This window comes from Bradyrhizobium sp. WSM1417 (genome assembly GCF_000515415.1).
Taxonomy (GTDB): Bacteria; Pseudomonadota; Alphaproteobacteria; order Rhizobiales; family Xanthobacteraceae; genus Bradyrhizobium.
Genome location: NZ_KI911783.1, coordinates 7,244,973 through 7,266,590 on the forward strand (window position 1 = coordinate 7,244,973; position 21,618 = coordinate 7,266,590).

Below are 21,618 nucleotides of genomic sequence, written 5' to 3' on the forward strand. Positions count from 1 at the left end.
CGACGGCCGATTGACAGCCTCGCGGGTGTTTTGCCCGTCGGGTGATGCGGGTCGTCGCCCCAAGCGCGCCCGCAATCCGAGCAAGGTCTCGCGCCGGAAGAGTGGCCGCGGATCACGCTTGCAATCCATCCGGGCACCGTGCCTCGGGGTCGCCGCTTTACATCATCTGCCTTGCGCAACAAAAAACACCCGGCGGTTTCCCGCCGGGTGTTCGTTCATGTGTTTCGACAGATCTTACCAGTTGCGCTGAGCGCGGAGGATCATGGCGATCGAGTCCTGGTCCTTCAGTTCGTAAACCGCGGCCGGCTTAGCGGTAATAACGTTCGGGACGAGGCCAACCGTCCCGGAGTACTTCTGGTCGAGGTGAGTCCAGGAGACGTCAGCCGAGAACGTCAGGTTCTTGACCGGGGTCCAGCGGGTGACGACACCGAGCTGGCCGATGGCGAAGTCCGGATTACAACCCGTCACACCGGCCAGGCCGCCGAACACGCCGCCAGCACCGCCGGCGCCGCAGAGAGTGGTCTTGGCCTGGGTACCGAACTGAGCCTGAGCATAGGCACCGTAGAGCGAGGAGTTCCAGTACGCATCCCAGTTATGGGTGTAAGCGCCACGGAAGCCCCAGGTCTTGACGGTTTCCTGCGAGCCGCCGGTCACGAACACCGTATCGGGAGCGCTGGCGAAGCCGAGGCTGCCGTAAGCGCCAGCAATGCCCGAATTGCCGTACAGCGCGTAGGTGCTGCCCGACAGGTTCTGGAAATTGTAGCGGGTCGCACCGTCGGTGTAGACGCCCTGGATGTTGATCGTGTCACCCGCGCCGGTCGGGATGTTCTTGATCGACAGAGCGAGCTGAACCGCCCAACCCCATTTGTCGTCGGGGTGGCCAGTCGGCTCGGTGGCGCCGTAATAACCGACGTGATTGTCATGCGCGGCCACCGACGCCTGGAACAGGCCCCAGGCCTGGTCGACACGGACCTGACCGACGAGGTTCGGCGAACGAGTGCCGCCGATCGCGTTGGTGCCGTACGAGCCGCCGATCATGCCGCCTGCGGTCGCGCCGGTCATGTTGACGTTTCCGGCCTGATAGTAGGCCGAGACGTCTTCAGCCGAGAACGACGCCGTGATGCCCTGACCGAAGTCGGCGGTGTAGGTGAACTGGTTGACGCCAGTGACCGTGCCGCTGCCGCCGACGAGATTGTCGGTGAGGTTGCCGGGATAGTTGGTCCAGGGGGCGTCGAACTGCGACACGGCCTTACCCATGGTGAAGCCGGCGAACTGGATGAAGGCATAGTAGACGCCGAGCGCACCACCGGAGGTGTTGCCGTCGGTGCCGTTGACGCTGCCGCTACCATTCGAGCCGACGAGGGCGGTGCCCGCAGCGTTCAGACCGAGTGCACCGCTGTACTGGGTACCACCCGTTGCCGAACCGGTCGGGGTGTAGTTGCCGCTCGTCCAGGTGAAGACGCCGTCGAAGAAGGTGCGGACCACGCCGTACTCGGTCGCGGTGCGGGTGTCGATGTTGAGGTCTTCACGAGCGCGGAAGGTGTAGTAGTTCATCAGGCGGTTGCGAGCACCGGCAGTACCGCCCTGGTTCGGATTGAAGTCCGAGTTGGTGTTGAAGTTCGCGTCAGCGCGCACGTAGCCGCCGAGCTTGATGCAGGTGTCGGTGCCCGGGATGTAGTAGTAGCCGGCGCCGTACAGCGAGCAGATCTTCACGTATTCGACCGCCTTGGCCTTCACGGGAAGATCGGCAGCGAACGCCCCGGAGGCGGCCATCAGGCCGGCAGCCGAGCCGAGAAAGAGTGTCTTCGTCAACTTCATTAGTAAACCTCCAGGTCGGTTCAGGGGGGGGTCGGGTCCTCGGTGGACGCCGCTTTACCCTCTCAATTTCGCTCAATTCAGATCCGCACGAAGGTCCGGACTGAAACGACAGTGAGGTGCCCCCTCCGTCGTGGCTTCACATATAGTTTATAAAAACAACTGCCTCAATTTATTGATTTGATGAATCGACAGTTCAAGCCGCGATGTGTCTTGAGAGCAACAGCGGCGATATCACCTCACAAAATTGCTGCAAAAAAAAGGAAAAGCCCTCGGGGGGCATCCCGAGGGCTTCTTGGAGGTCTCGCATCGCTGTCCGTCGCGTGGGTCAAGAGCAGCGAAATAGAGTGGAATAGTCGATAATAAAATTAATTGTTCTTTGCAAGCAATAATTGAGACTACGATTCCTTCCGCGCGGTATCTCCCTTTGGTCGGCGCGCGATTTTCGAGACGCTTCCAAGATATCCCATTAAGGATAGGCAAGGGATAAACGGGGAGGCAGCCACATGATCGAGAAGAAACTCGACAGGGCGATTACCGACTTCATCTGGAACGTCGTCGAAATTCATTCCCAGCTGGAGGACATCCACACCAGCTGGGCCGGACTGCTGGGCATTACCGAGCCGCAGTGGCTGATCCTGATGGCCATCACCGAACTGGACGAGGGGCGAGGTGTCGCCGGCATCGACATCGCAAACAAGCTGCGGGTCCACGCCGCCTTCGTCACCAACCAGACCAAGGCCCTCGAAAAGGGCGGCTTCCTGTCGCGACGGCCGGCAGCAGACGACGCACGCTACGTCCTGATGTCGCTGACGGCGAAAGCAACGGCGGAGATCGAAAAACTATCGAAGAGAAAGCTCGCCTTGAACTCGACCATGTTCAACGAACTCGACGAGAAAACCTTGGCCGATCTGAATGCCGCGCTCGCAACGATTGCCAAGAATGCCCGGCTGGCCGCACGGTTGCTGGCCATCGACGCTTCATGACCCCTGACGTCAGGCGCGGAACGTGCGCCTCGATTCATCCCCAATCTCTTCTCGCCTTCCCAATCTCTTCTCGGTTTCCCAATCTCTTGGCGCCTTAGAGGTAGGTCACAGAATCCAGCTGACGGGCAATTCCAAGTTTGCTGTCGAGCCATTCGAAAATGAAATCGTCCACCGCGATGAAATTCTCGACCTCGCCCAGTGGGTGCGGAATGCAATTCGGCACAACGGTCGCGCAATCGGCTCCGGCCTGCCGATAGCCGGCTTGCAGTTCGAGAGCATCCTCCTCCCAAATCATTGAGCGGCTCCCGACGACCATCAGAAGCGGGCAAGGTATCCGACGCGACGGCAGCAACGAACCCGTCGAGGTCCCGTCACGGACCGCCTGCTCGACGCCGATCATCCAGCGCAGCGATGCCCGGCGCATGCCCGGCGTCCCAATGCCGCCGTCGCACACGGCGGCAGCGATCCTGCGATCCAGGAGGGCAAGACGGGATGCGTGACTGGCGGCCGCCCCCTCGCCATAGACCGCGATCTGCTGCGAATCGACGTCCGGACGAGCTTCCAGGTAATCCAGCCAGCATTGCAGAATATGCGCCGCCTTGAAGGGGCTACGACCGGATGAACCGCCGGCATCAACGAGCAGGAGTGACATGTTCCGTCGCCCTGAGGCCGGCAACAGCCTGCTCATCATCGAGCCCACGGTGATGTCCTCTTCGCTGACACAGATGACCGCGGGTGCGAAAGACCGATCGGGGAACGCTGGCAGAAAGTAGCCCGCAAGCGAGCCTTGATCGAAGCAGTCGATCTCCACGCGCTCGATCGCCGAACCGGCGTCCTCCTCGAAGCCCTTCAAGCTGAGTCCGACCTTCTCTACGAGGTCGGTACTCCCGGGATCTCCGGGCCAAGACAGGTTCCTCGCGACTTCAAGGGCCGTCAGCGAGCACAGCCACGCTTCCCCCGCGATCTGAGCCGAACTGGCTACGCGCGCCGATTTGGCGGATATCCGGTACTCGCCTGCGATCCTCAACCAGTCCGAAATCCACCGATGCCTGTGCGCCTCGCGCACGAGTTCCGCGACGGACAAGCTTTCGAGAAAATCGGACGCGCGTTTCCGCAAGCACGCCAGGCTTCGGCCGGCGCCGTCGCACGCGCCGTGAGGCCAATGATCATCTTCCATGTCAGTCCCCGAACGGCGCGTCGGCGGTTGCTTGGACCAGGCGCAGCGCTGTCAGCGCATCGCCCTGCATGTCTGCTCGATGCGATGTCACGCGTGCGTGATCGCGCTTGCGTCTGCCGTCCCGATCATCGTTCCGTTTTCCCTTCGCGGGCGGGGGCACTGGACCAGACAGACTACGGTCCGAACCAACCGGTCGCAAAACAAGTCTCACGCCGACTCCAACTCAATCGTCACGTCTCAGCTCCGTTGCTGATACCCAGTTTAGGCCCCGCACCACTCTGCCATTTTTTGCTGTCCCGCGTTTGCAGTTTTTTGTTGCGATGGACGACTAAAAATTGGATCTCGTTTGATGGCGAAAAACGCAGGGCCTATGTCGGCTTCCATCATGAATTCCTCATGACACCGATCCGGCGTGCCACCCATCACGATGGCGATAAGGGATGCGGAATTGCCGGCCGATCGGTGCCGATGCCCTTCGCCACAGGACTTTCAGGCGGTCGACGTCGCAGGAAAACCGGCGCGACAAAATCCTCGAAGTCGCTCATCCGCACCCGGCGCGCGAGCCGTGACGAGGTATGATCGCGTTCTGGGTGAGCCCGGGCGATCGAGACGTGCAACATTTCTTACTTCGGTAAGCCAGTTATTTGAGCAACTCAGGGACCTGCAGAACCCGCCACCGGTGAGGCGTCGTCGCGCTTTCGGCGTCACGCAACACGCCGCCCCCCCTGCCGAGCCCGTCACGCCTTGTATCCATTATCCCAGTTGCCATCCCCACGCACTTTGCCTTACATGCCCGCCAAACTCGCCCGCGGATGACGGCCGGGGCTCAAAAACAGCACAAATTGTCAAAGGGACGAGACATGGCGCGTAACATCCTGATTCTCGGGGCATCCTACGGCTCCCTGCTGGGCACGAAGCTGCTGATGGCGGGACACAACGTGACCCTGGTCTGCCGCGCCAAGACCGCGGAGCTGATCAACCGCGAGGGTACCGAGGTGCGCATCAAGTTGCGTGACGAGGCGCTTCACCGCGCCATCTTCTCACGCGACCTGCCCGGCAAGCTCGACGCCGTGACACCCGCCAATGTGGACTTGTCGCGTTACGACATGGTCGGCCTTGCGATGCAGGAGCCCCAATACACCAACCACACGGTGCGCGTTCTCATGGTCAGGATCGCCGCGGCGAAGCTGCCGTGCCTGTCGATCATGAACATGCCGCCGCTGCCCTATCTGAAGCGGATTCCCTCGCTCGCAGACATGGATCTCGAGGAGGCCTACACCAATGCGCAGGTGTGGGAGCGCTTCGAGCCCGGGCTGGTGACCCTGTGCTCGCCCGACCCGCAGGCGTTCCGTCCGCCGGAAGAGGCTGCGAACGTGCTTCACGTCGGCCTGCCCACGAATTTCAAGGCATCCGTGTTCGCCGACGAGAAGCACAACAAGGTGTTGCGCGAGCTCGAAGCCGACATCGACGCGGTGACCCTCGACGGCCACGACGTGCCGGTGAAGCTGAAGGTGTTCGATTCTCTGTTCGTGCCGCTGGCGAAATGGTCGATGCTGCTGACCGGCAACTACCGCTGCATCACGCCGCACGAGCCGCAGTCGATCCGCGATGCCGTGCACGGCGATCTCGCGCGCTCGCAGACGATCTACGAGCATGTCGACGCCATCGCCCGGCGTCTCGGCGCCGATCCGCAGGACCAGGTGCCGTTCGCGAAATACGCCAAGGCCGCCGAGAGCCTGCTGAAGCCGTCATCCGCGGCACGCGCGGTGGCCGGCGGCGCGCCCTTCATCGAGCGCGTCGACCTGCTGGTCAAGCTGATCTCGCATCAGCTCGGCGCGCCCAATGCAGAGATCGACCGCACGGTCGAGACCGTCGACCTGAAGCTCAACGAGAAGATCGTGCAGGGCGGATCGGGCGCGCTGTAACGGGCCGCGATCCCCTTTGCCCGACTTCGCGCACCCATCATTGACTGGCGCATGCCGAGCGCACGGCGCAATGGCGGTTTCGCACATCAGCGGGGGAACTCACGCAAGCGATACCCAGGACGACGATCCGCAAGCCCCCTATCGGCCCGCACTTCTACGGCAATCGAATCACGCCTGAACTCCGCCGTGGGCAACGATGCATGATTTTCGCCGTGGCGCTCGACGCGCCGCGACCGGGTTGATAAGCCCCTGTCCGCGAATGATGGGACTTGAGTCGGGCATGACGGTTGCGATCGAGATGGGGCAGACCACGGCGGGCGCCGCGGCGGCCATGGACCTCGAAGAACTGCTGGCGACCCGCCTCCTGGTGCAGGGCAATTCGGGTTCCGGAAAATCACATCTGCTGCGGCGGTTGCTGGAGCAGAGCGCGCCCTGGGTGCAGCAGGCCATCATCGATCCCGAAGGCGATTTCGTCTCGCTGGCGGAGCATTTCGGCCATCTCGTGATCGAAGCCGAGGATCACACCGAACGCGGCCTTCAGGTCGCCGGCGAGCGCGCGCGGCTGCATCGCGTCTCCACCGTGCTCAATCTCGAGGGGCTCGACGCCGAGAACCAGATGCGGCGCGCCGCGGCCTTCCTCGGCGGGCTGTTCGACGTCGACCGCGACCATTGGTACCCCATGCTGGTGGTCGTCGACGAGGCGCAGTTGTTTGCGCCTGCGGTCGCGGGCGAAGTCTCGGACGAAGCGCGAAAGCTATCGCTCGGCGCGATGACCAACCTGATGTGCCGCGGCCGCAAGCGCGGGCTTGCCGGGATCATCGCAACCCAGCGGTTGGCAAAGCTCGCCAAGAACGTCGCGGCGGAAGCGTCCAACTTCTTGATGGGCCGCACCTTCCTCGACATCGACATGGCGCGCGCCGCCGACCTGCTCGGCATGGAGCGGCGGCAGGCTGAGTCCTTTCGCGATCTCGAACGTGGACAATTCATGGCGCTCGGCCCCGCGCTGTCGCGACGCCCCCTGCGTTTGAATATCGGCGCGACCGAAACCCAGCCGCGCAATTCCACGCCGCGGCTGATGCCGATGCCCGAAGCTGCACTCGAAAACATGCGCGCTGTGATCCTGGCGGCGCCGCCGCCCGATGCCAGCCGGCCGCAGCGCCGGCCCGCGCCCGATCTGCTCGAGCAGCTCCGCGCCGCGAAGGCTGCGGCACCGGAGATCGGCCCCGACATGATCGAGGTCCCGGTCAGCGCCGAAGAGCTCGCGGAGCGGCGCGAGCGCGTGGATCGGACCCTTCGTGCCGTGCTCGCCGCGCCCGACGCCGGTTTCCGCGCGGTCGGCGTGCTGTACCAGGAATTCGTCGTCCGCTGCCGCATCGAGGGACTCGGCTCGGCGGTGCCCGACCTGACCGAATTCCGCCGCATGCTGACACGCGCACGCGCCGGGCTCGGCGCCGAGCATGCCGAGGACGACGCCTGGCAGGACGTGTCGCTGCGCGCCTCGATCCTGCCCGACGACATGCAGGGCGTGTTCATGATGATCGCGCGCGCGGCGAAAGAAGGCTGGCCTTGTCCCGGCGACGCCGCGATCGCCCGCGCCTACGGTTCGCATTCGCTGCGCCGGGCGCAGCGCCTGCTCGGCTACATGGAAGAGCAGGGCCTGATCGTCTGCCAGCTCGACGGGGCCGGCCGCCGGTTCGTGACGCTGGTGGAATTGGCCTGGGCCACCGCGCCGGGCGATCCCAATGCCGACGATCTGCCGGCGGAGCAGGTCGCGAGCGCGGCGTCGGCTTGAGCCAGCGGATTGTCGATCAGGCCGCTTCGGTGGCCTCGGCGCCGATCAGCGCATCCGCGGCGCGCCGCCGCTCAACTGCAAACATGCGCCGGTAGAGCACGACCGAAACGAGCCAGGCGATCGCGAACAGCGCGATCACGGCGAAGCCGACATTGGCGAGCGAGTCGTTGAGGGCGTCAACCAATGCCCACACGCCGCCGGATAGGCTGAGCCGGTCCGCGATCAGCCCGAGCGCCTCGATGCCGCCGATCAACAGCGCCACTGCCACCGAAGCCCCTGTGATCGTGAGGTTGTACCAGAGCTTTCGCAGCGGATCGACGAAGGCCCAGCGATAGGCGCCCACCATCAGCGCGGAGTCGGCGGTGTCGACCAGCGCCATGCCTGCTGCGAACAGCGCGGGGAAAACGAGGACATCGGCAAACGATGCGCCGCGCGCGGCTTCGCCGGCAGAGATGCTGATCAGGCCGATCTCGGTTGCAGTGTCGAAGCCGAGCCCGAACAGGAAGCCGAGCGGATACATGTGCCAGGGTTTTGTCACCAGGCGGAACATCGGGCCGAGCAGCCGCGCCAGAAGGCCGCGACTGGCAAGCAGGGCATCGAGGCCCTCGGCGTCGTGAACGCCCTGCTCCCGTGCCGCGCGGAACGTCCGCCACAGGCCGGCGAAGATGACGAGATTGATGGCCGCGATCACCAGCAGGAACAGCGCCGAGACCGACGTGCCGATGAAGCCGCCGATCTCCTTGAGCAGGCTGTCGCCACCGAGGCTCACGACGCCGAGCGCGAGCAGCATGGTCGCGACCACGACGATCGTGGAATGGCCGAGCGCGAAATAGAGACCGACACTGCGCGGCGCGCCACCTGCCTGCATCTGCTTGCGCACGACATTGTCGATGGCCGCGATGTGGTCGGCATCGACGGCGTGGCGCAGGCCGAACACCCAGGCCAGCAGTGCGGTCGCCATCACCGTCGGCCGGTCACCGAACGCCGCGAACGCCCAGGCCCACGCCACGATGTTGGCCCCAATCAGCCCGCCGAACAGCAGCACCATTCCGGGCTCGACCGCCCGCAAAGATAATCTCGTCACGTCGTTGATTCCGTCCGCTGCACGCCGATCGCGCCGACGGTATGATCTTTTCATAGGACGGTCATACTGACCAGACCCGGCGGCCGCCCGATGATCGCATATGCGAATTTGCGGGAGGTCGTCATGGCAGGGCTTGTCCCGGCCATGACAATGAGGAGACGTCAGCGCACTGCATTAAGCCGCCTCGGAGCCGCCGAGATAGGCGTCGCGGATGCGGGGATCGTCTTTCAGCGCGCGGGCGGAGCCGGACAGAACGATCTTGCCGGTCTGGAGCACATAGGCCTCGTGCGCGATTTCGAGCGCGAGGCTGGCGTTCTGCTCGACCATGAAGACCGAGACGCCCTCCTGGTTGATGGTGCGGATCAGCTCCAGCACGCGGTCAACGTAAAGCGGCGACAGGCCCATGGTCGGCTCGTCCATCACGATCATCCTAGGACGGCTCATCAGCGCGCGCGCCATCGCGACCATCTGCTGCTCGCCGCCGGAGAGCGAACCGGCGCGCTGCGACAGCCGCTGGCCGAGCTTCGGGAACAGCGTGAGCATCTTGTCGAGATCCTGCGCGATCGCCTCGCGGTCATCGCGCACGAACGCACCCATCAGGATGTTCTCGCGCACGCTCATGTCCGCGAACAGCCGCCGTGCCTCCGGCACCGAGGCGATGCCGCGGCGGACGATCTGCGGCGTGGTCAGCCCGATCAGCGAGGCGCCGTCGAAAGTCACCTGGCCCGAGCGCGGCTTCACCAAGCCCAAAATGATCTTCATCGTCGTCGATTTACCGCTGGCGTTGCCGCCGAGCAGGCAGACGATGTGGCCGCGCGGAACTGATATCGACAAGTCGAAATGCACCTGGGCCTGGCCGTAGAAGGTATTGACGTCGGTGAGCGCGAGCAGCGCATCGGGAGGCGAGTTCGTCATGCCGCGCTCTCCTGCTTCGTCGCCAAGCCGTGGCCGAGATAGGCCTCGATCACCTTGGGATCGCCGCGCACCTGTTCACCCGGGCCTTCCGCGATTTTCTTGCCCTCGTCCATGACGATGACGCGATCCGAGAGGCGCATCACCATTTCGAGCTTGTGCTCGATCAGCAAGATCGTCAGCCCTTCGGCCTTCAACTCGGCGACGAGCCCTTGCATCTCCGTGGTCTCGGTCGGGTTCATGCCGGCGGTCGGCTCGTCCAGCAGCAGCAGGCGCGGCTTCAAGGCGAGCGCGCGCGCGATCTCGACGCGGCGGCGGTTGGCGTAAGAGAGGCTGTAGGCCGGCTGGTCGATGCGCGGCAGCAGCCGCTCGCCGAAGCGCGCGAGAATGACCTTCACCTCCTCGCGCAGCCGCTCCTCCTCTGCCCTGACGCTGGCGGGGCGCAGCAGCGCCAACCCCAATTCCAGTAGCGGACCGATCACCGGCACGGCCGGCTTGACGGCACGCAGCCGCGTGTGGGCGCCGATCAAGACGTTGTCCATGACGCTGAGATTGCCAAACACGCGACCGAGCTGGAACGTGCGCGCGATGCCTCCGGCGGCGAGCCGTTCCGGCAAAAGACCCGTGATGTCCTGACCTTCGAAGCGAACCGTCCCGGCGTCCGGCAGGTCAAGCCCGGTCACGATATTGAACAGCGTCGTCTTGCCGGCCCCGTTCGGGCCGATGATGCTGATCAGCTCGCCTTTGGCAAGATCGAGATCAATGGCGTCGACGGCGGTGAGGCCGCCGAAGCGCCGCGTCAGCCCGCGCAGGGACAGCATGGTCGTGTGCTGCTCCATCATCACATCGTCCCCAGCAGGCCCTGCGGCCTGAACCGCACCAGCAGCAGCAGCACGATGCCGTAGATCAGAATGCGATACTCCGCCGCGATCCGGAACACTTCCGGCAGGCCGACCAGCGCGACCGCTCCGACGATGGCGCCGACGACATTGCCGAGGCCGCCGAGGATCACCACGGTCAGCGCCAAGATGGATTGCTGCGTGTTGAAGGTCTCGTGGTTGATGTAGGAATAGAGATGCGCGGCGATGCCGCCGCTGATCCCGGCGGCGAAGCCGCCGAAGATGAAGGCCAGCGATTTGTAGCGATTCAGGCTGAGCCCATAGGCACGCGCGGCAATGTCGTCATCGCGGATGGCCCGAAAGCTGCGGCCGAGATGCGAGCCGAGCAGGCGTCCCTGCAGCAGCGCCAGCACCACCATCACGATGAAGCTGAACCAGTAGATCGAAATCGGGCTGACCAGCTCATAACCAAATAGCGCCAGCGGCGGAATGCCGGAAATGCCGATCGGACCGCGCGTGACGCTCTCCCAGTTCAGGATCACAAGCGAGACGATCTCGCCGATCGCGAGCGTCGCGATCGACACATAGTGGCCGCGCAGCCGGAACGACGGCGAGATCAGCGCCGTGCCCAGCGCAGCACTCATCAGGCCGCCGCCGATGATGGCAAGGACGACCGGGACGGCGAACGTGAGCGACAGCAGCGCGGAGGTGTAGGCCCCGATCGCGAGCAGCGCGGCGTGTCCCAGCGAGACCTGACCGATCGTGCCCGCGACCAGCGTGAGGCTCAGCGCGAGCATGCCGAGCAGCCAGGCGTTGATCAGGGTCTGGAGCACGTAGAACGACACTGGCAACAGCGGCAGGATCGCGAACACGGCGGCAGCGATCAGCAGAGCCCAGCGCGGAATCCGCACCGGCCGGCTCGGCGCGATGAAGGTGCCGGTGAGCGGCTCGGGCGGCGCCTGCCGGGCGCTGGCGAACAGGCCATTCGGGCGCAGCACGAGCACGACGACCAGCAGCAGGAACGCGAACAGATTGCGGTAGCTGGTGCCGAACACGGCGACGCCATAGCTCTCCACCAATCCCAGCAGCAGGCTGCCGATCACCGCGCCCGGCACGTTGCCGGCGCCGCCGACGACTTCGGCGACGACGCCCTTGAGTGTCGCCTGCAGGCTCATCGCGGTGTCGATCTGGTTGTAGTACATGCCGACCAGAAGGCCGGAAACGCCGCCGAGCGCAGCCGCAATGCCGAACACGGCCTGATTGACGCGGTTGACGTCGACGCCCATCTGCATCGCGGCGTCGCGGTCCTGCGCGGTGGCACGCACGGCCCAGCCAAGCTTGCTGTAGCGCAGGAACACGAACAGCAGCAGCGCGCTGGTGAGGCCAACACCAGCGATGAGCAGATCGAGCGGGCCGATCGTGCCGCCGCCGATCTGGAATCGGACATCCGGCAACTGGCTCGGCAGCGCGCGCGGATTGGGCGAGAAGGTCAGCATCACGAGCTGATCGAGCACGAAGCTGATGCCGATGGTCGCCAGCAGCGGCGCGATGCGCACCGAATTCTGCAGCGGACGCAGGCCGAACCGCTCGATGATCAAGCCGACCAGCGCCGCCGCCACCGCGACCACGATGATGGTGAGCGGCAGCGGCGTATGCAGCTGCACCACCGCGACCCAGCCGATATAGGCGCCAACGAGATAGATCGAGCCTTGCGCAAAGTTGATCAGCCGGCTGACGCCGAAGATCAGCGCGAGCCCGACCGCAACGAGGGCGTAGACGTTACCGACGATCAGCCCGTTGATCGTGTAGTCGAGCCAGGAAGACACGCAGGAGATCCCCTCAGGTCGGCTTGCCGTCCCAGAGCGCGAACTGGCCCTTGCGCACGACGAGCTCGGCGTTCATGGCGCCCTTGACTCGCCGGCTCTCGACGTCGAACGTCGCCTTGCCGAAGATCACGCTCGAGACGTCCTTCACTTTCGTGAAGGCGTCGCGGATCGCGCGCCGGTCGGCGCCGCCGATCCTCACCACGGCGGCCGCCATGTTCATCGCGTCATAGGCGTAAGCGTTGAACGCGTCGGGCTCCACGCCGTTGTACTTCTTCTTGAAGCCCGCGATGAACGTCTGCACCTCGGGGCGCGGGTCTTCGGGGAAGTAGCGCGTGCCAACATGGACGTCCTCGACGGCCTCGCCGCCGAGCTCCAGGAATTTCGGCGAGTAGACCGAGCTCGCGGCGCAGATCACCTGCTTCAGCCCGACCTGGCGCGCCTGGCGCGCGATCAGCGCACCGTCGGAATAATAGGAGATCAGGATCAGCCCGTCCGGATTGGCATCGCGGACACGTACCAGCGTGGAGCGGAAGTCGCGCTCCTCCGCGATGTAGCCTTCGGTGACGGCGATTTCGGCGCCGTTCTCCTTGGCGGCCTTGACGAAATAGTCGCGGCTGGTGCGGCCCCAATCGGTGTTGAGGTGCAGCACGGCGAGCTTCTTCAGGCCGAGACGCTTCACGGCATAGGCCGCCAGCAGCGGCTGCTCGTCGGCCTGACTGACCGAGGTGCTCCACATGAAGTCGCCGCCCTTGGTGAAATCGGGATGAGAATTGGTGAAGCCGAACTGCACCAGCCCGCCGCGCTGATAGATCGGCGAGGCCGCCATCGAGGCGGGGCTGGAGAAATCGCCGAGCTCCATGACGATCCTGGGATCGGAGACGAACTTCTGGGCGATCGCCACCGACTGGCGCGGGTCGCTCTGGCTGTCTTCGAAGCTGTAGGCGAGCTTGCGGCCGTTGATGCCGCCCGCTGCCTGGATCTCGTCGAGCGCGAGATCAAAGCCCTGCTTCCACTGCGTGCCATATTGTGCGTTCGGCCCGGTCAACGGACCGCTGACGCCCAGCAAAATCGGTTCGGACGATTGCGCAAGCGCGGCGCGCGAGAAGGCCACTCCCGCCATCATGGCGGCAAGCGAGCCCTTGACCAGGGTACGACGATCGATGTTGCTCATGGACGGCTCCCTCCTCTTAGGTGTTGAAACAACCAGCAATTTCCATGCCGATGAGATTGGCTATTTCGAGGGCTCGCCGAGCGACAGCATCAGCCGGTTCGCCCAGTTGAAGAACGACGCGCCGTTGATGACGTCGACGATCTCCGCATCGTCGAGACCCGCGCGGCGCAGCTCATCGATATTGTCGGGGCCGAACGCGATCGGCGTTGCGGCCAGCGCCACCGAGGCCTTGACGACCGCATTCCAGCGCTCGCCGAGATCGGCGCCAACGCCCTCGTCGAGCAGCCGCTGCACATCGTCGCGGCGCTTGGAATAGGTGCTGGCGAAACGCGCATGTACGGAGGCGCAGTAGATGCAGCCGTTATAGCGCGAGGTCGCAGCCGCCGCGAGCTCGCGCTCGGCGCGCGGCAGGCCGTCAGCGACGTTGTAGAAGATGTCCTTGTCGGTCTTAGTGCGGGCTTCCAGCACCTCGGGATCGCGCACCAGCAGGCGGAAATACTCGGACTTGGAACGGGAGCGATCGACGAGGCCGGCGAAATGCCGCTCGGTTAGCTCGGCTTCGGGCAGCGGATCGATCCAGGACACCCAGCCGAGTTCATCCTGGGTGAAGACGACGGGCGGAGTGACATTGCTTGCAGCGCTCATGATACAGCCTCCTTACGCGCCGGCCGCGACGTTCGCGGTGCGCCTGAGCGAGGCACCGAGCACGCGCAACCCGGTGACGACGCGCACCTGGAACGACAGGAACGCAACGAGCTGAGAGAACGTGACGATGCCGGTGTTCGACCAGCCGGCGGCGAGCAGAGCCTTCATGTCGGCTGCAGCCGCGTCGCGCGGGCGGAACACCAGCAGATGCGCATGCTCGAACGCCGCAACTAGCCGGTCTCCGAGATCGGGCTTGCGCTCCGCGCCGACGCGATAGATCAGGCCGGCCTTGTTCTCGACCGACAGGGGGCCGGCCGGAAACGCACCGTAGGGGCCCGAGGTCTCGCCCCGCGCGATTTCGACATCGACCGCTTCGACCAGGCGCGCGCCATCGGCGGTCGCAGCTAACTTCGTCCGATAGAAGGCAGCTACAGTCGGCTCGCGGTGAAGGCCGATCACGAACAGCGCGACCGCGGCGCGCTCCACCAGCGAGACATCGCCGGCGTCGATCGGCTCGAACAGCGAGAGATAGCTCTTCTGCGCATTGTCGCGCGCCTGCACGCGCTTGGCGCGAATGCCGTCCAGAGCCGAACCCGGTTCGATCCCGGCGAGCGTGTCGATGATATCTTTCGTAGCCATCATTGAGCCTCTTGCAGCCTCGTGCAACGCGATTGCGTTCATTCCGACTATCCCGCCAGCGCCACGTCGGGCGCGGTCCGCGCCCAGCCCAGCGCCGGCGCGACCTTCTCCGCGACCAGCTCGATCGAGCGCAGGATATGGGGATGCGGGGCGTCGACCGAATGCGCCTGGAAAACGAGATCGGTCACCCGCTCCAGGGTGGCGTCGGCGCGCAGAGAGGCGATGACGTCGTCGGCCGCGCCGACATGGGTGTCGAACGCCGCGATCATCTCCTCCAGCGTCTCGCCCGGCTTGGCGTGGCCGCCTTTGAGGAATTGCGGCAGAGCGCGCCGCAGGCCGATATCGGCAAGGCGCATCGCCTCGCTTCGGTCGTCGGCAACGAAGACGGTACGCGAAGCCATGATGCGAGGCTCGCGTCCCGGCGGTAGCGCTTCGAGATAGGCATCGATCACCGGATTCTGAATCTCGGCCAGCGTTGCCTTCGGCGCCTCCTTGGTCCGGGGCTGGGTACGCGACAGCAACAGGCCATCGCCCGCCTTGCCGGCACGCGCGCCGCCCGCCACAGAGAACGTCGCCTGCCAGATCCGGTTGTCCAGTTGCGGCCGCTGTGGATAGAGCGTGTCGCCACCGTCGAGCGGCTTGCCCACCAGCGCGGTGCGGACGACCTCGAGATTGCGCGCAAAGATCTCGTTGCGCTGGGCGCTGTCGAGGCCGAACGCGGCAAAGGCCGAGGGATTGCCGCCGGTGCCGACACCGAGCTCGAAGCGACCGTTGCAGAGCAGATCGAGCACCGCGGCGTCTTCCGCCACCCTCACCGCATTCTCCAGCGGCAAGGTGACGATGCCAGTACCGAGCCGGATGCGCGAGGTCTGCGCTGCGACGTAACCGAGGAAAGTAAAGGGCGACGGCAGGCCGCCCTCGCGCTCGTGGAAATGATGCTGCGCGATCCACGCGGAATCGAGGCCCGCCTTCTCGGCGCGCACGATCTGTTCGGCCGCGAAGCGATATCGGTCGGCCGGCGGGGCCTCGTCGAGAAGCCGCGTGAAAAACCCCAGGCGTTTCAGGTTTGCTAAGCGTTTCATACGACCCCTGTCGGACGAGGATGGGCCCCGATGATGTCGGTTGCCGCAGCTCCAGACAAGCGGGCATTGCGCAGGGCTCGTACGCAAGCCTGCCCGCCGGGATCGCCCTGAGCTGAACTTTGGCTGGGCAGACTGCCTACCAGCTCGGCAGTACCGCGCCCTTGAACTTGGTCAGGACGAACTCCTTGACCTCCGCCGTGTGGTAGCTGTCCACCAGGATCTTGACCCAGGGCTTGTCCTTGTCGACCGTGCGAACGGCGATGAGATTGACGTAGGGACCCTTCGGGTCCTCGCGCAGGATCGGATCCTTGACGGGATCGAGGCCCGCCTGGGTTGCATAATTGGTGTTGATCGCGGCGGCGTCGACATCGTCGAGCGCGCGCGGCGCCTGCGCCGCGTCGACCTCGATGAACTTCAGCTTCCTGGGATTCTCGGTGATATCAAGCACCGTCGGCTTGAAGCCCGTGCCATCCTTCAGCTTGATCACGCCCTTGTCGCGAAGCAGCAGCAACACGCGGCCGCCATTGGTCGGATCGTTCGGGATCGAGACCTTGCCGCCTTCGGGGATGTCGGCGAAGGCCTTGTGCTTCTTGGAATAGACGCCGATCGGGAAATTCACGGTCAGGCCGACGGCTTCGATCTTGTAACCACGGTCGGCCTTCTGGTTGTCCAGATACGGCTGATTCTGAAAAGAATTGGCCTGGATCTCGCCGGCATCGAGCGCGGCGTTCGGCACGACGTAGTCGGAGAATTCGATGAGCTGGATGTCGAGACCCTGCTTGGCCGCGACCGGCTTTACGGCCTCGAAGATCTGGGCGTGCGGTCCCGGCGTCACGCCGATCTTGATGGTTTCGCCTGAAGCGGCGGCCGACCAGGCGGCGAGCACGGTCGCAAGGATCAGGGGGAGGCGAAACGACATCTTGGTCTCCATGGCTTGGCAATGATTGGAACCGTATTCGCTTCTCCGCAGCGCGAAATCAATGAAATTGAAATCCATATTGGCCTGCTGGAGCGGACGACGCTTCTCCGTTCGTCCGCATGTGGGGAACGAATGCACCTGCGCAAGCATGAGGCGCATCACGGCAAAACGGCACGGATCGTTGGGCCCAAGCCGCTGGAGCGAAGCGCAATCCGGAGCGCCGCCTGCCGCTGCTGGACTTATCCTGATTTGCGCTCGGCCCCATCCGGGCTTCAGACCTCTCCCCGCACATTCGTCATTTCGCCGCAGGTTTTTTTCACCCCGTCGGCATTGCCGCCTCGGCCTTGATGAAACATGATGGGCCCTGGCCAGTGGCGACTTGTCTGCGACGTGGGGATCATCCGATGAACGAGAACGAAATCCGCAAATCCATCGCGGAGGTGAAGCAAGGCACCCTGTCGCGACGCTCGTTCATGCAGACGATGGCTGCGATCGGGATCGCAGCGCCGGTCGCGAGCCAGATCCTGGTCTGGAACGACGTCGCGATGGCGGACGCCACGCTGCCTTACAAGCCCACCAAGGCCGGCGGCGGCGGTCCGCTCAAGATCCTGCTCTGGCAGGCCCCGACGCTGCTCAATCCGCATTTCGCGCTCGGCACCAAGGACCAGATCGCCTCGCGCGTCTTCTTCGAGCCCCTCGCCGGCTGGGACAAGGAAGGCAACCTCGTCCCCTGCCTCGCGGCCGAGGCTCCATCCAAGCAGAACGACGGCCTTTCGCCGGACGGCCTGAGCGTGACCTGGAAACTGAAGCAGGGCGTGAGGTGGCATGACGGCAAGCCCTTCACCGCCGACGACGTCGTTTTCACCTGGCAATACGCCTCGGATCTCGCCACGGCGGCGTACACCACGGGTTCTTACAAGGACATCACGGTCGAGAAGATCGACGACTACACCGTCAAGGTGCTCTTCAAGGCCCCGACCCCGTTCTGGGCCGACCCGTTCGTCGGTTCGGTCGGCCCCATCCTGCCGAAGCATCATTTCGGCGACTATGTCGGCGCGAAGTCGCGCGAAGCGCCCGGCAATCTGAAGCCGGTCGGCACTGGCCCGTACAAATTCGTCGAGTTCAAGCCCGGGGACCTGATCCGGGCCGAACGCAATCCCGACTATCACGTCAAGAACCAGCCGCATTTCGACACGCTCGAAATCAAGGGCGGCGGCGATGCGGTGTCCGCGGCGCGCGCCGTGCTGCAGACCGGCGAATACGATTATGCCTGGAACATGCAGGTGGAGGAGGAGGTCCTCAAGCGCATGGAGGCCAGCGGCAAGGGCAAGCTCGACGTCACGCCCTCCGGCAATGTCGAGTTCATCATCCTCAACACGACGGACCCGTGGACCGAGGTGGACGGCGAGCGCTCCAGCCCCAAGACCAAGCACCCGACACTGTCCGATCCCGCCGTTCGCCGCGCGATCAACCTGCTGATCGACCGCGACTCGATCCAGAAGTTCATTTACGGGCGCGGCGGCATCGCCACCGCGAGCTTCGTCAACGCACCCAAACAGTTCAAGTCGCCGAAGCTGAAATACGAGTTCGACGTCGACAAGGCCAACAAGGTCCTGGATGAAGCCGGCTGGGCCAAGGGCGCGGACGGCCTCCGCGAGAAGGACGGCAAAAAGCTGAAATTCGTCTTCCAGACCTCGACCAATGCGCCGCGTCAGAAGACGCAGGCCATCATCAAGCAGGCCTGCCAGAAGGCCGGCATCGAGATCGAAATCAAGGCGGTCACGGCATCAGTGTTCTTCTCGTCCGACGTCGGCAATCCTGATACCTACTCGAAGTTCTATGCCGACATGGAGATGTACAACACCACGCAGCCGCAGCCCGACCCGGAGCGCTTCCTGAACCAGTGCGTCTCCTGGGAAATTTCCAACAAGGACAACAAATGGCTCGGCCGAAACGTCTCGCGCTGGTCCGATCCCGAGGCCGACAAGGCCTACAAGGCCGCGCAGAACGAGCTCGATCCGGTCAAGCGCGCCGCGCTTCTGATCAAGGTCGACGAGACTTTTTGCGAGGCCAACGTGTTCCTGCCGCTTCTATCCCGCAACATCGTCAACGCGGGGGTCAACAACCTCATGGTCGACATGTCGGGATGGGACGTCACGACCTGGAATCTGGCGAGTTGGTACCGCAGCTGACGACCTCCAGCTCAGGGCTTGCCAGCTCAGTGCTTGCCAGTTCAATCCTTGTAAGCTCAATCCCTGCCGGCGAATTGACGGTCGAGATTTGACGCCGTGTCGGCGCTTCTCAGCCGTTTCATCAGCTCGTCCCGCTCCTTGCCGTCGGGCAACGCCTCGGCCTTTTCGCGGATGGTCCTGGTGAACTGCGCAAGCCGCTCTTGAAGCGTGGTGGTTTGCGGAACGCGACGCCGCCTGAGCACGATCGGGTCTCCATGTCATGGCACGATGCGGTGCCTTTCTGGATGGCCAATGATAAGAGCGAGCCCAGCCATAGCTATATCAAATGATACAGTTCAAGCCATTTATAACGACGCGCTTTGTTCACATGTGAACAGTCGGAGCTGCCTTCAGCTGACGGTTCGGAACGAAAAGGTCGACTGTTACATTGACGCGGAGAGACAGCACGGACGCGCCATGGGCAAGATATTGATCAGCACCGCCGTCGTAAGCCTGGCACTCATCATTGCCTTCGCTGTCTATGTCATCACTCTTTGAATTACCGACAGAGGAAGCGGTGATGGTGCGGCTCGGACATCACCCGCGCGCGCAGCAATCGACCAACAGGTCCCATATCCGCTGCGCCTCGGCCGTCTTGCGGGTTTCAGGCCCCTTCTCCGGGCTGGACTCGGGGTGGCCCGCCACCCGACGTTCCTCGCGAGGCACGATCCATCGCTGCGAGATGGGATCGTACCATTTTCCGATCATCATTTCAGTCACGCCGATCGACTCACCGTTTTGATCCTGGGCGGAGCCACGGCTCGCGGGCTTCCTCGTATCCCGTTCGCCACGCCCCGCCCATTTTACAAATCGGCTTCTTGCGCGATCGTTCCCCCGCCGCGTCAGCCCGGCCGCGCCGGATGAAGCGTACGGGGATGCCGCTCGTGCAGCAGCCGCGCGAGCTCTTCCCGCTCCGCAGGCCGTCCCTTCATGGCGGTCTCGAACAGCGCTTCCTGGATGTCGCGCGGCATGTCGCCCCACACGTCCATCGCCGCCCGTCCGAGCAGGCTCGCTAGATGATCCGCACCATCGCTCATTCGGCTCTCCTGATCTGGTCACAGGAATGGAACAGCTGCGGCTGTGCGGCGTTCCAGTTCCATCATTGTGAAAGGAGACGTCGTTTATGGGATTCTTCACCAAGGACATCAAATCGATGGAAGACCTGCTGCTGCACGGGCTGCAGGACATCTACTACGCGGAACAGCAGATCCTGAAGTCGCTGCCGAAGATGATCGACAAAGCGACAAACAGGGACCTCGTCACCGGACTGAAAGCTCATCTGGAAGAGACCAACAAGCAGGTCGACAGGCTCGGCAAGGTGTTCGCGAAGCTCGGCAAGGAGCCCAGCGGAACACACTGTCCCGCCATCGACGGCATCATCAAGGAGGCCGATGAGACCGCGGGCGAGATCGAGGACAAGGCCGTGCTCGACGCCGCGATCGTGGCCAACGCACAGGCCGTCGAGCATTATGAAATGTGCCGCTACGGCACGCTGATCGCATGGGCAGAGGAGCTCGGGCACGACGACATCGTGCGCTTCCTCACAACGAACCTGAACGAAGAGAAGGCCGCCAACACCAAGCTGAACACGGTGGCGCTTCGCAAGGGCGTCAATGCCAAGGCGTCCAGCGCCGCTTGATCGAGACGTATTGGACGTGGCGGCCCTGCTCGCGGGGCTGCCACGTTCTCGTTGCACGATCGCTTAGATGAACGGCTTCCCGCCGGTGACCGCAAGGGTCGCTCCCGATGTGTAGCTCGAGAGCGGATCGGCGAGCATGACATAGGCGGTCGCGAGTTCGGCCGGCTGGCCGGCCCGTTGCATCGGCACCTGCTTGCCGAAGTTCTTGACCTTCTCCTCCGGCATCGTCGACGGAATCAGCGGCGTCCAGATCGGCCCCGGGGCGACCGCGTTGACCCGAATGCCCTTCGCCGCCAGCATCTGGGCGAGCCCACCGGTAAAGTTCTGAATGGCGCCCTTCGTCGTGGCATAAGCCAGCAGGGTCGGATTCGGCATGTCGGAGTTCACCGACGCGGTGTTGATGATCGCCGCTCCCGGGCGCATGTGAGGGACCGCAGCCTTGGTGAGATAGAACATGGCGTGAATGTTGGTCTCGAACGTCCGCTGCCATTCCTCGTCGCTGATGTCGGCGATCTCCTTGAACGTGTCCTGATGCGCCGCGTTGTTGACGAGGATGTCTATTGCGCCGAACGCCTCGACGGTGCGGGCGATGATCGCGCGACAATGACCGGGATTGCGGATGTCGCCGGGGATCAGGACGACCTTGCGTCCCTCGCGCTCCACCAGCGCCTTGACCTCGGCGGCATCCTCATCCTCGTTCAAATAGGCGATGACGATGTCAGCACCTTCCCGGGCATAGGCGATCGCGACCGCGCGGCCGATGCCACTGTCGCCTCCGGTGATAACTGCCTTCTTTCCGGCCAAACGGCCGGAGCCTTTATAGCTCTCCTCGCCGTGATCCGGTCGCGGATTCATCGCGCGGGTCGAACCGGGCATCGGTTGCTGTTGCGGAGGATAAGGCGGCTTTGGATAGTCGGTCATGGAGCGGCTCCAGGG

20 protein-coding genes are annotated in these 21,618 nt (G+C 64.0%); 5 read left to right on the forward strand and 15 right to left on the reverse strand.

Features of this window, described 5'->3' with window-relative positions; all coding sequences use genetic code 11:
• Positions 1-234 precede the first annotated feature (234 nt).
• On the reverse strand, positions 235-1,818 hold the full coding sequence (locus BRA1417_RS0135430) for a porin (RefSeq protein ID WP_027519868.1): 1,584 nt from the start codon (positions 1,816-1,818) through the stop codon (positions 235-237).
• Between the two features lie 503 nt (positions 1,819-2,321).
• Between BRA1417_RS0135430 and BRA1417_RS0135435 the strand changes: the two genes are divergently transcribed.
• Positions 2,322-2,801 carry a MarR family winged helix-turn-helix transcriptional regulator gene (locus BRA1417_RS0135435; RefSeq protein WP_027519869.1) on the forward strand — a complete coding sequence of 160 codons (480 nt, stop codon included), beginning with the start codon at positions 2,322-2,324 and terminating at the stop codon, positions 2,799-2,801.
• 94 nt (positions 2,802-2,895) lie between these two features.
• Here the strand turns inward: BRA1417_RS0135435 and BRA1417_RS0135440 are convergent, their stop codons facing one another.
• On the reverse strand, positions 2,896-3,978 hold the full coding sequence (locus BRA1417_RS0135440) for a hypothetical protein (protein WP_027519870.1): 1,083 nt from the start codon (positions 3,976-3,978) through the stop codon (positions 2,896-2,898).
• Positions 3,979-4,838: 860 nt separating this feature from the next.
• Between BRA1417_RS0135440 and BRA1417_RS0135445 the strand changes: the two genes are divergently transcribed.
• Both BRA1417_RS0135445 and BRA1417_RS0135450 read left to right on the forward strand, forming a co-directional pair.
• Positions 4,839-5,903: a ketopantoate reductase family protein gene (locus tag BRA1417_RS0135445; protein WP_027519871.1), complete on the forward strand. Its 1,065-nt coding sequence runs from the start codon at positions 4,839-4,841 to the stop codon at positions 5,901-5,903.
• Between the two features lie 280 nt (positions 5,904-6,183).
• Complete coding sequence (locus BRA1417_RS0135450) at positions 6,184-7,695, forward strand: ATP-binding protein (protein ID WP_027519872.1); 1,512 nt, start codon at positions 6,184-6,186, stop codon at positions 7,693-7,695.
• Between the two features lie 16 nt (positions 7,696-7,711).
• Here the strand turns inward: BRA1417_RS0135450 and BRA1417_RS0135455 are convergent, their stop codons facing one another.
• From BRA1417_RS0135455 to BRA1417_RS0135495, 9 genes are all read right to left on the reverse strand, one after another.
• On the reverse strand, positions 7,712-8,743 hold the full coding sequence (locus BRA1417_RS0135455; protein WP_035969026.1) for a HoxN/HupN/NixA family nickel/cobalt transporter: 1,032 nt from the start codon (positions 8,741-8,743) through the stop codon (positions 7,712-7,714).
• A 210-nt stretch (positions 8,744-8,953) separates the two neighbouring features.
• Entirely contained in the window at positions 8,954-9,694 is a 741-nt protein-coding gene (locus BRA1417_RS0135460; protein WP_027519874.1) for an ABC transporter ATP-binding protein, read from the reverse strand.
• A complete protein-coding gene (locus BRA1417_RS0135465) occupies positions 9,691-10,533 on the reverse strand; it encodes an ABC transporter ATP-binding protein (protein WP_035969028.1) in 843 nt (280 codons plus the stop codon). The genes BRA1417_RS0135460 and BRA1417_RS0135465 overlap by 4 nt, the downstream gene beginning before the upstream one ends.
• Positions 10,533-12,356 carry an ABC transporter permease gene (locus tag BRA1417_RS0135470; protein WP_027519876.1) on the reverse strand — a complete coding sequence of 608 codons (1,824 nt, stop codon included), beginning with the start codon at positions 12,354-12,356 and terminating at the stop codon, positions 10,533-10,535. Before BRA1417_RS0135470 ends, BRA1417_RS0135465 begins: the two co-directional genes overlap by 1 nt.
• 13 nt (positions 12,357-12,369) lie before the next feature.
• Positions 12,370-13,527, reverse strand: coding sequence for an ABC transporter substrate-binding protein (locus tag BRA1417_RS0135475; RefSeq protein ID WP_027519877.1), 1,158 nt, complete (start codon positions 13,525-13,527; stop codon positions 12,370-12,372).
• A gap of 60 nt (positions 13,528-13,587) precedes the next feature.
• A complete protein-coding gene (locus tag BRA1417_RS0135480; RefSeq protein WP_027519878.1) occupies positions 13,588-14,172 on the reverse strand; it encodes an alkylhydroperoxidase domain protein in 585 nt (194 codons plus the stop codon).
• 12 nt (positions 14,173-14,184) lie between these two features.
• The gene (locus BRA1417_RS0135485; RefSeq protein ID WP_027519879.1) at positions 14,185-14,811 is read right to left on the reverse strand and encodes a CMD domain protein; all 627 of its coding nucleotides are present in this window, start codon (positions 14,809-14,811) and stop codon (positions 14,185-14,187) included.
• Between the two features lie 47 nt (positions 14,812-14,858).
• Positions 14,859-15,893, reverse strand: a complete 1,035-nt coding sequence (locus tag BRA1417_RS0135490) for a putative FMN-dependent luciferase-like monooxygenase (RefSeq protein ID WP_027519880.1) — start codon at positions 15,891-15,893, stop codon at positions 14,859-14,861.
• A gap of 136 nt (positions 15,894-16,029) precedes the next feature.
• Entirely contained in the window at positions 16,030-16,824 is a 795-nt protein-coding gene (locus BRA1417_RS0135495; RefSeq protein ID WP_027519881.1) for a MetQ/NlpA family ABC transporter substrate-binding protein, read from the reverse strand.
• Between the two features lie 392 nt (positions 16,825-17,216).
• On the opposite strand from BRA1417_RS0135495, the gene BRA1417_RS0135500 reads away from it, so the two are divergent.
• On the forward strand, positions 17,217-19,004 hold the full coding sequence (locus BRA1417_RS0135500) for a peptide ABC transporter substrate-binding protein (protein ID WP_027519882.1): 1,788 nt from the start codon (positions 17,217-17,219) through the stop codon (positions 19,002-19,004).
• A gap of 56 nt (positions 19,005-19,060) precedes the next feature.
• Here BRA1417_RS0135500 and BRA1417_RS0135505 read toward each other — a convergent pair whose 3' ends face one another.
• The 3 genes from BRA1417_RS0135505 to BRA1417_RS0135520 form a co-directional block, all read right to left on the reverse strand.
• Positions 19,061-19,246 (reverse strand): hypothetical protein, encoded by a 186-nt coding sequence (locus BRA1417_RS0135505; protein ID WP_027519883.1) that lies wholly within the window; start codon positions 19,244-19,246, stop codon positions 19,061-19,063.
• Positions 19,247-19,580: 334 nt separating this feature from the next.
• On the reverse strand, positions 19,581-19,763 hold the full coding sequence (locus BRA1417_RS44485) for a hypothetical protein (protein WP_156949061.1): 183 nt from the start codon (positions 19,761-19,763) through the stop codon (positions 19,581-19,583).
• A gap of 122 nt (positions 19,764-19,885) precedes the next feature.
• Positions 19,886-20,080 (reverse strand): hypothetical protein, encoded by a 195-nt coding sequence (locus BRA1417_RS0135520; protein ID WP_027519884.1) that lies wholly within the window; start codon positions 20,078-20,080, stop codon positions 19,886-19,888.
• Between the two features lie 86 nt (positions 20,081-20,166).
• Here BRA1417_RS0135520 and BRA1417_RS0135525 point away from each other — a divergent pair, with 86 nt between their 5' ends.
• Positions 20,167-20,682: a ferritin-like domain-containing protein gene (locus BRA1417_RS0135525; protein WP_027519885.1), complete on the forward strand. Its 516-nt coding sequence runs from the start codon at positions 20,167-20,169 to the stop codon at positions 20,680-20,682.
• 63 nt (positions 20,683-20,745) lie between these two features.
• Here the strand turns inward: BRA1417_RS0135525 and BRA1417_RS0135530 are convergent, their stop codons facing one another.
• Entirely contained in the window at positions 20,746-21,603 is an 858-nt protein-coding gene (locus BRA1417_RS0135530) for an SDR family oxidoreductase (protein ID WP_027519886.1), read from the reverse strand.
• Positions 21,604-21,618: the final 15 nt, after the last annotated feature.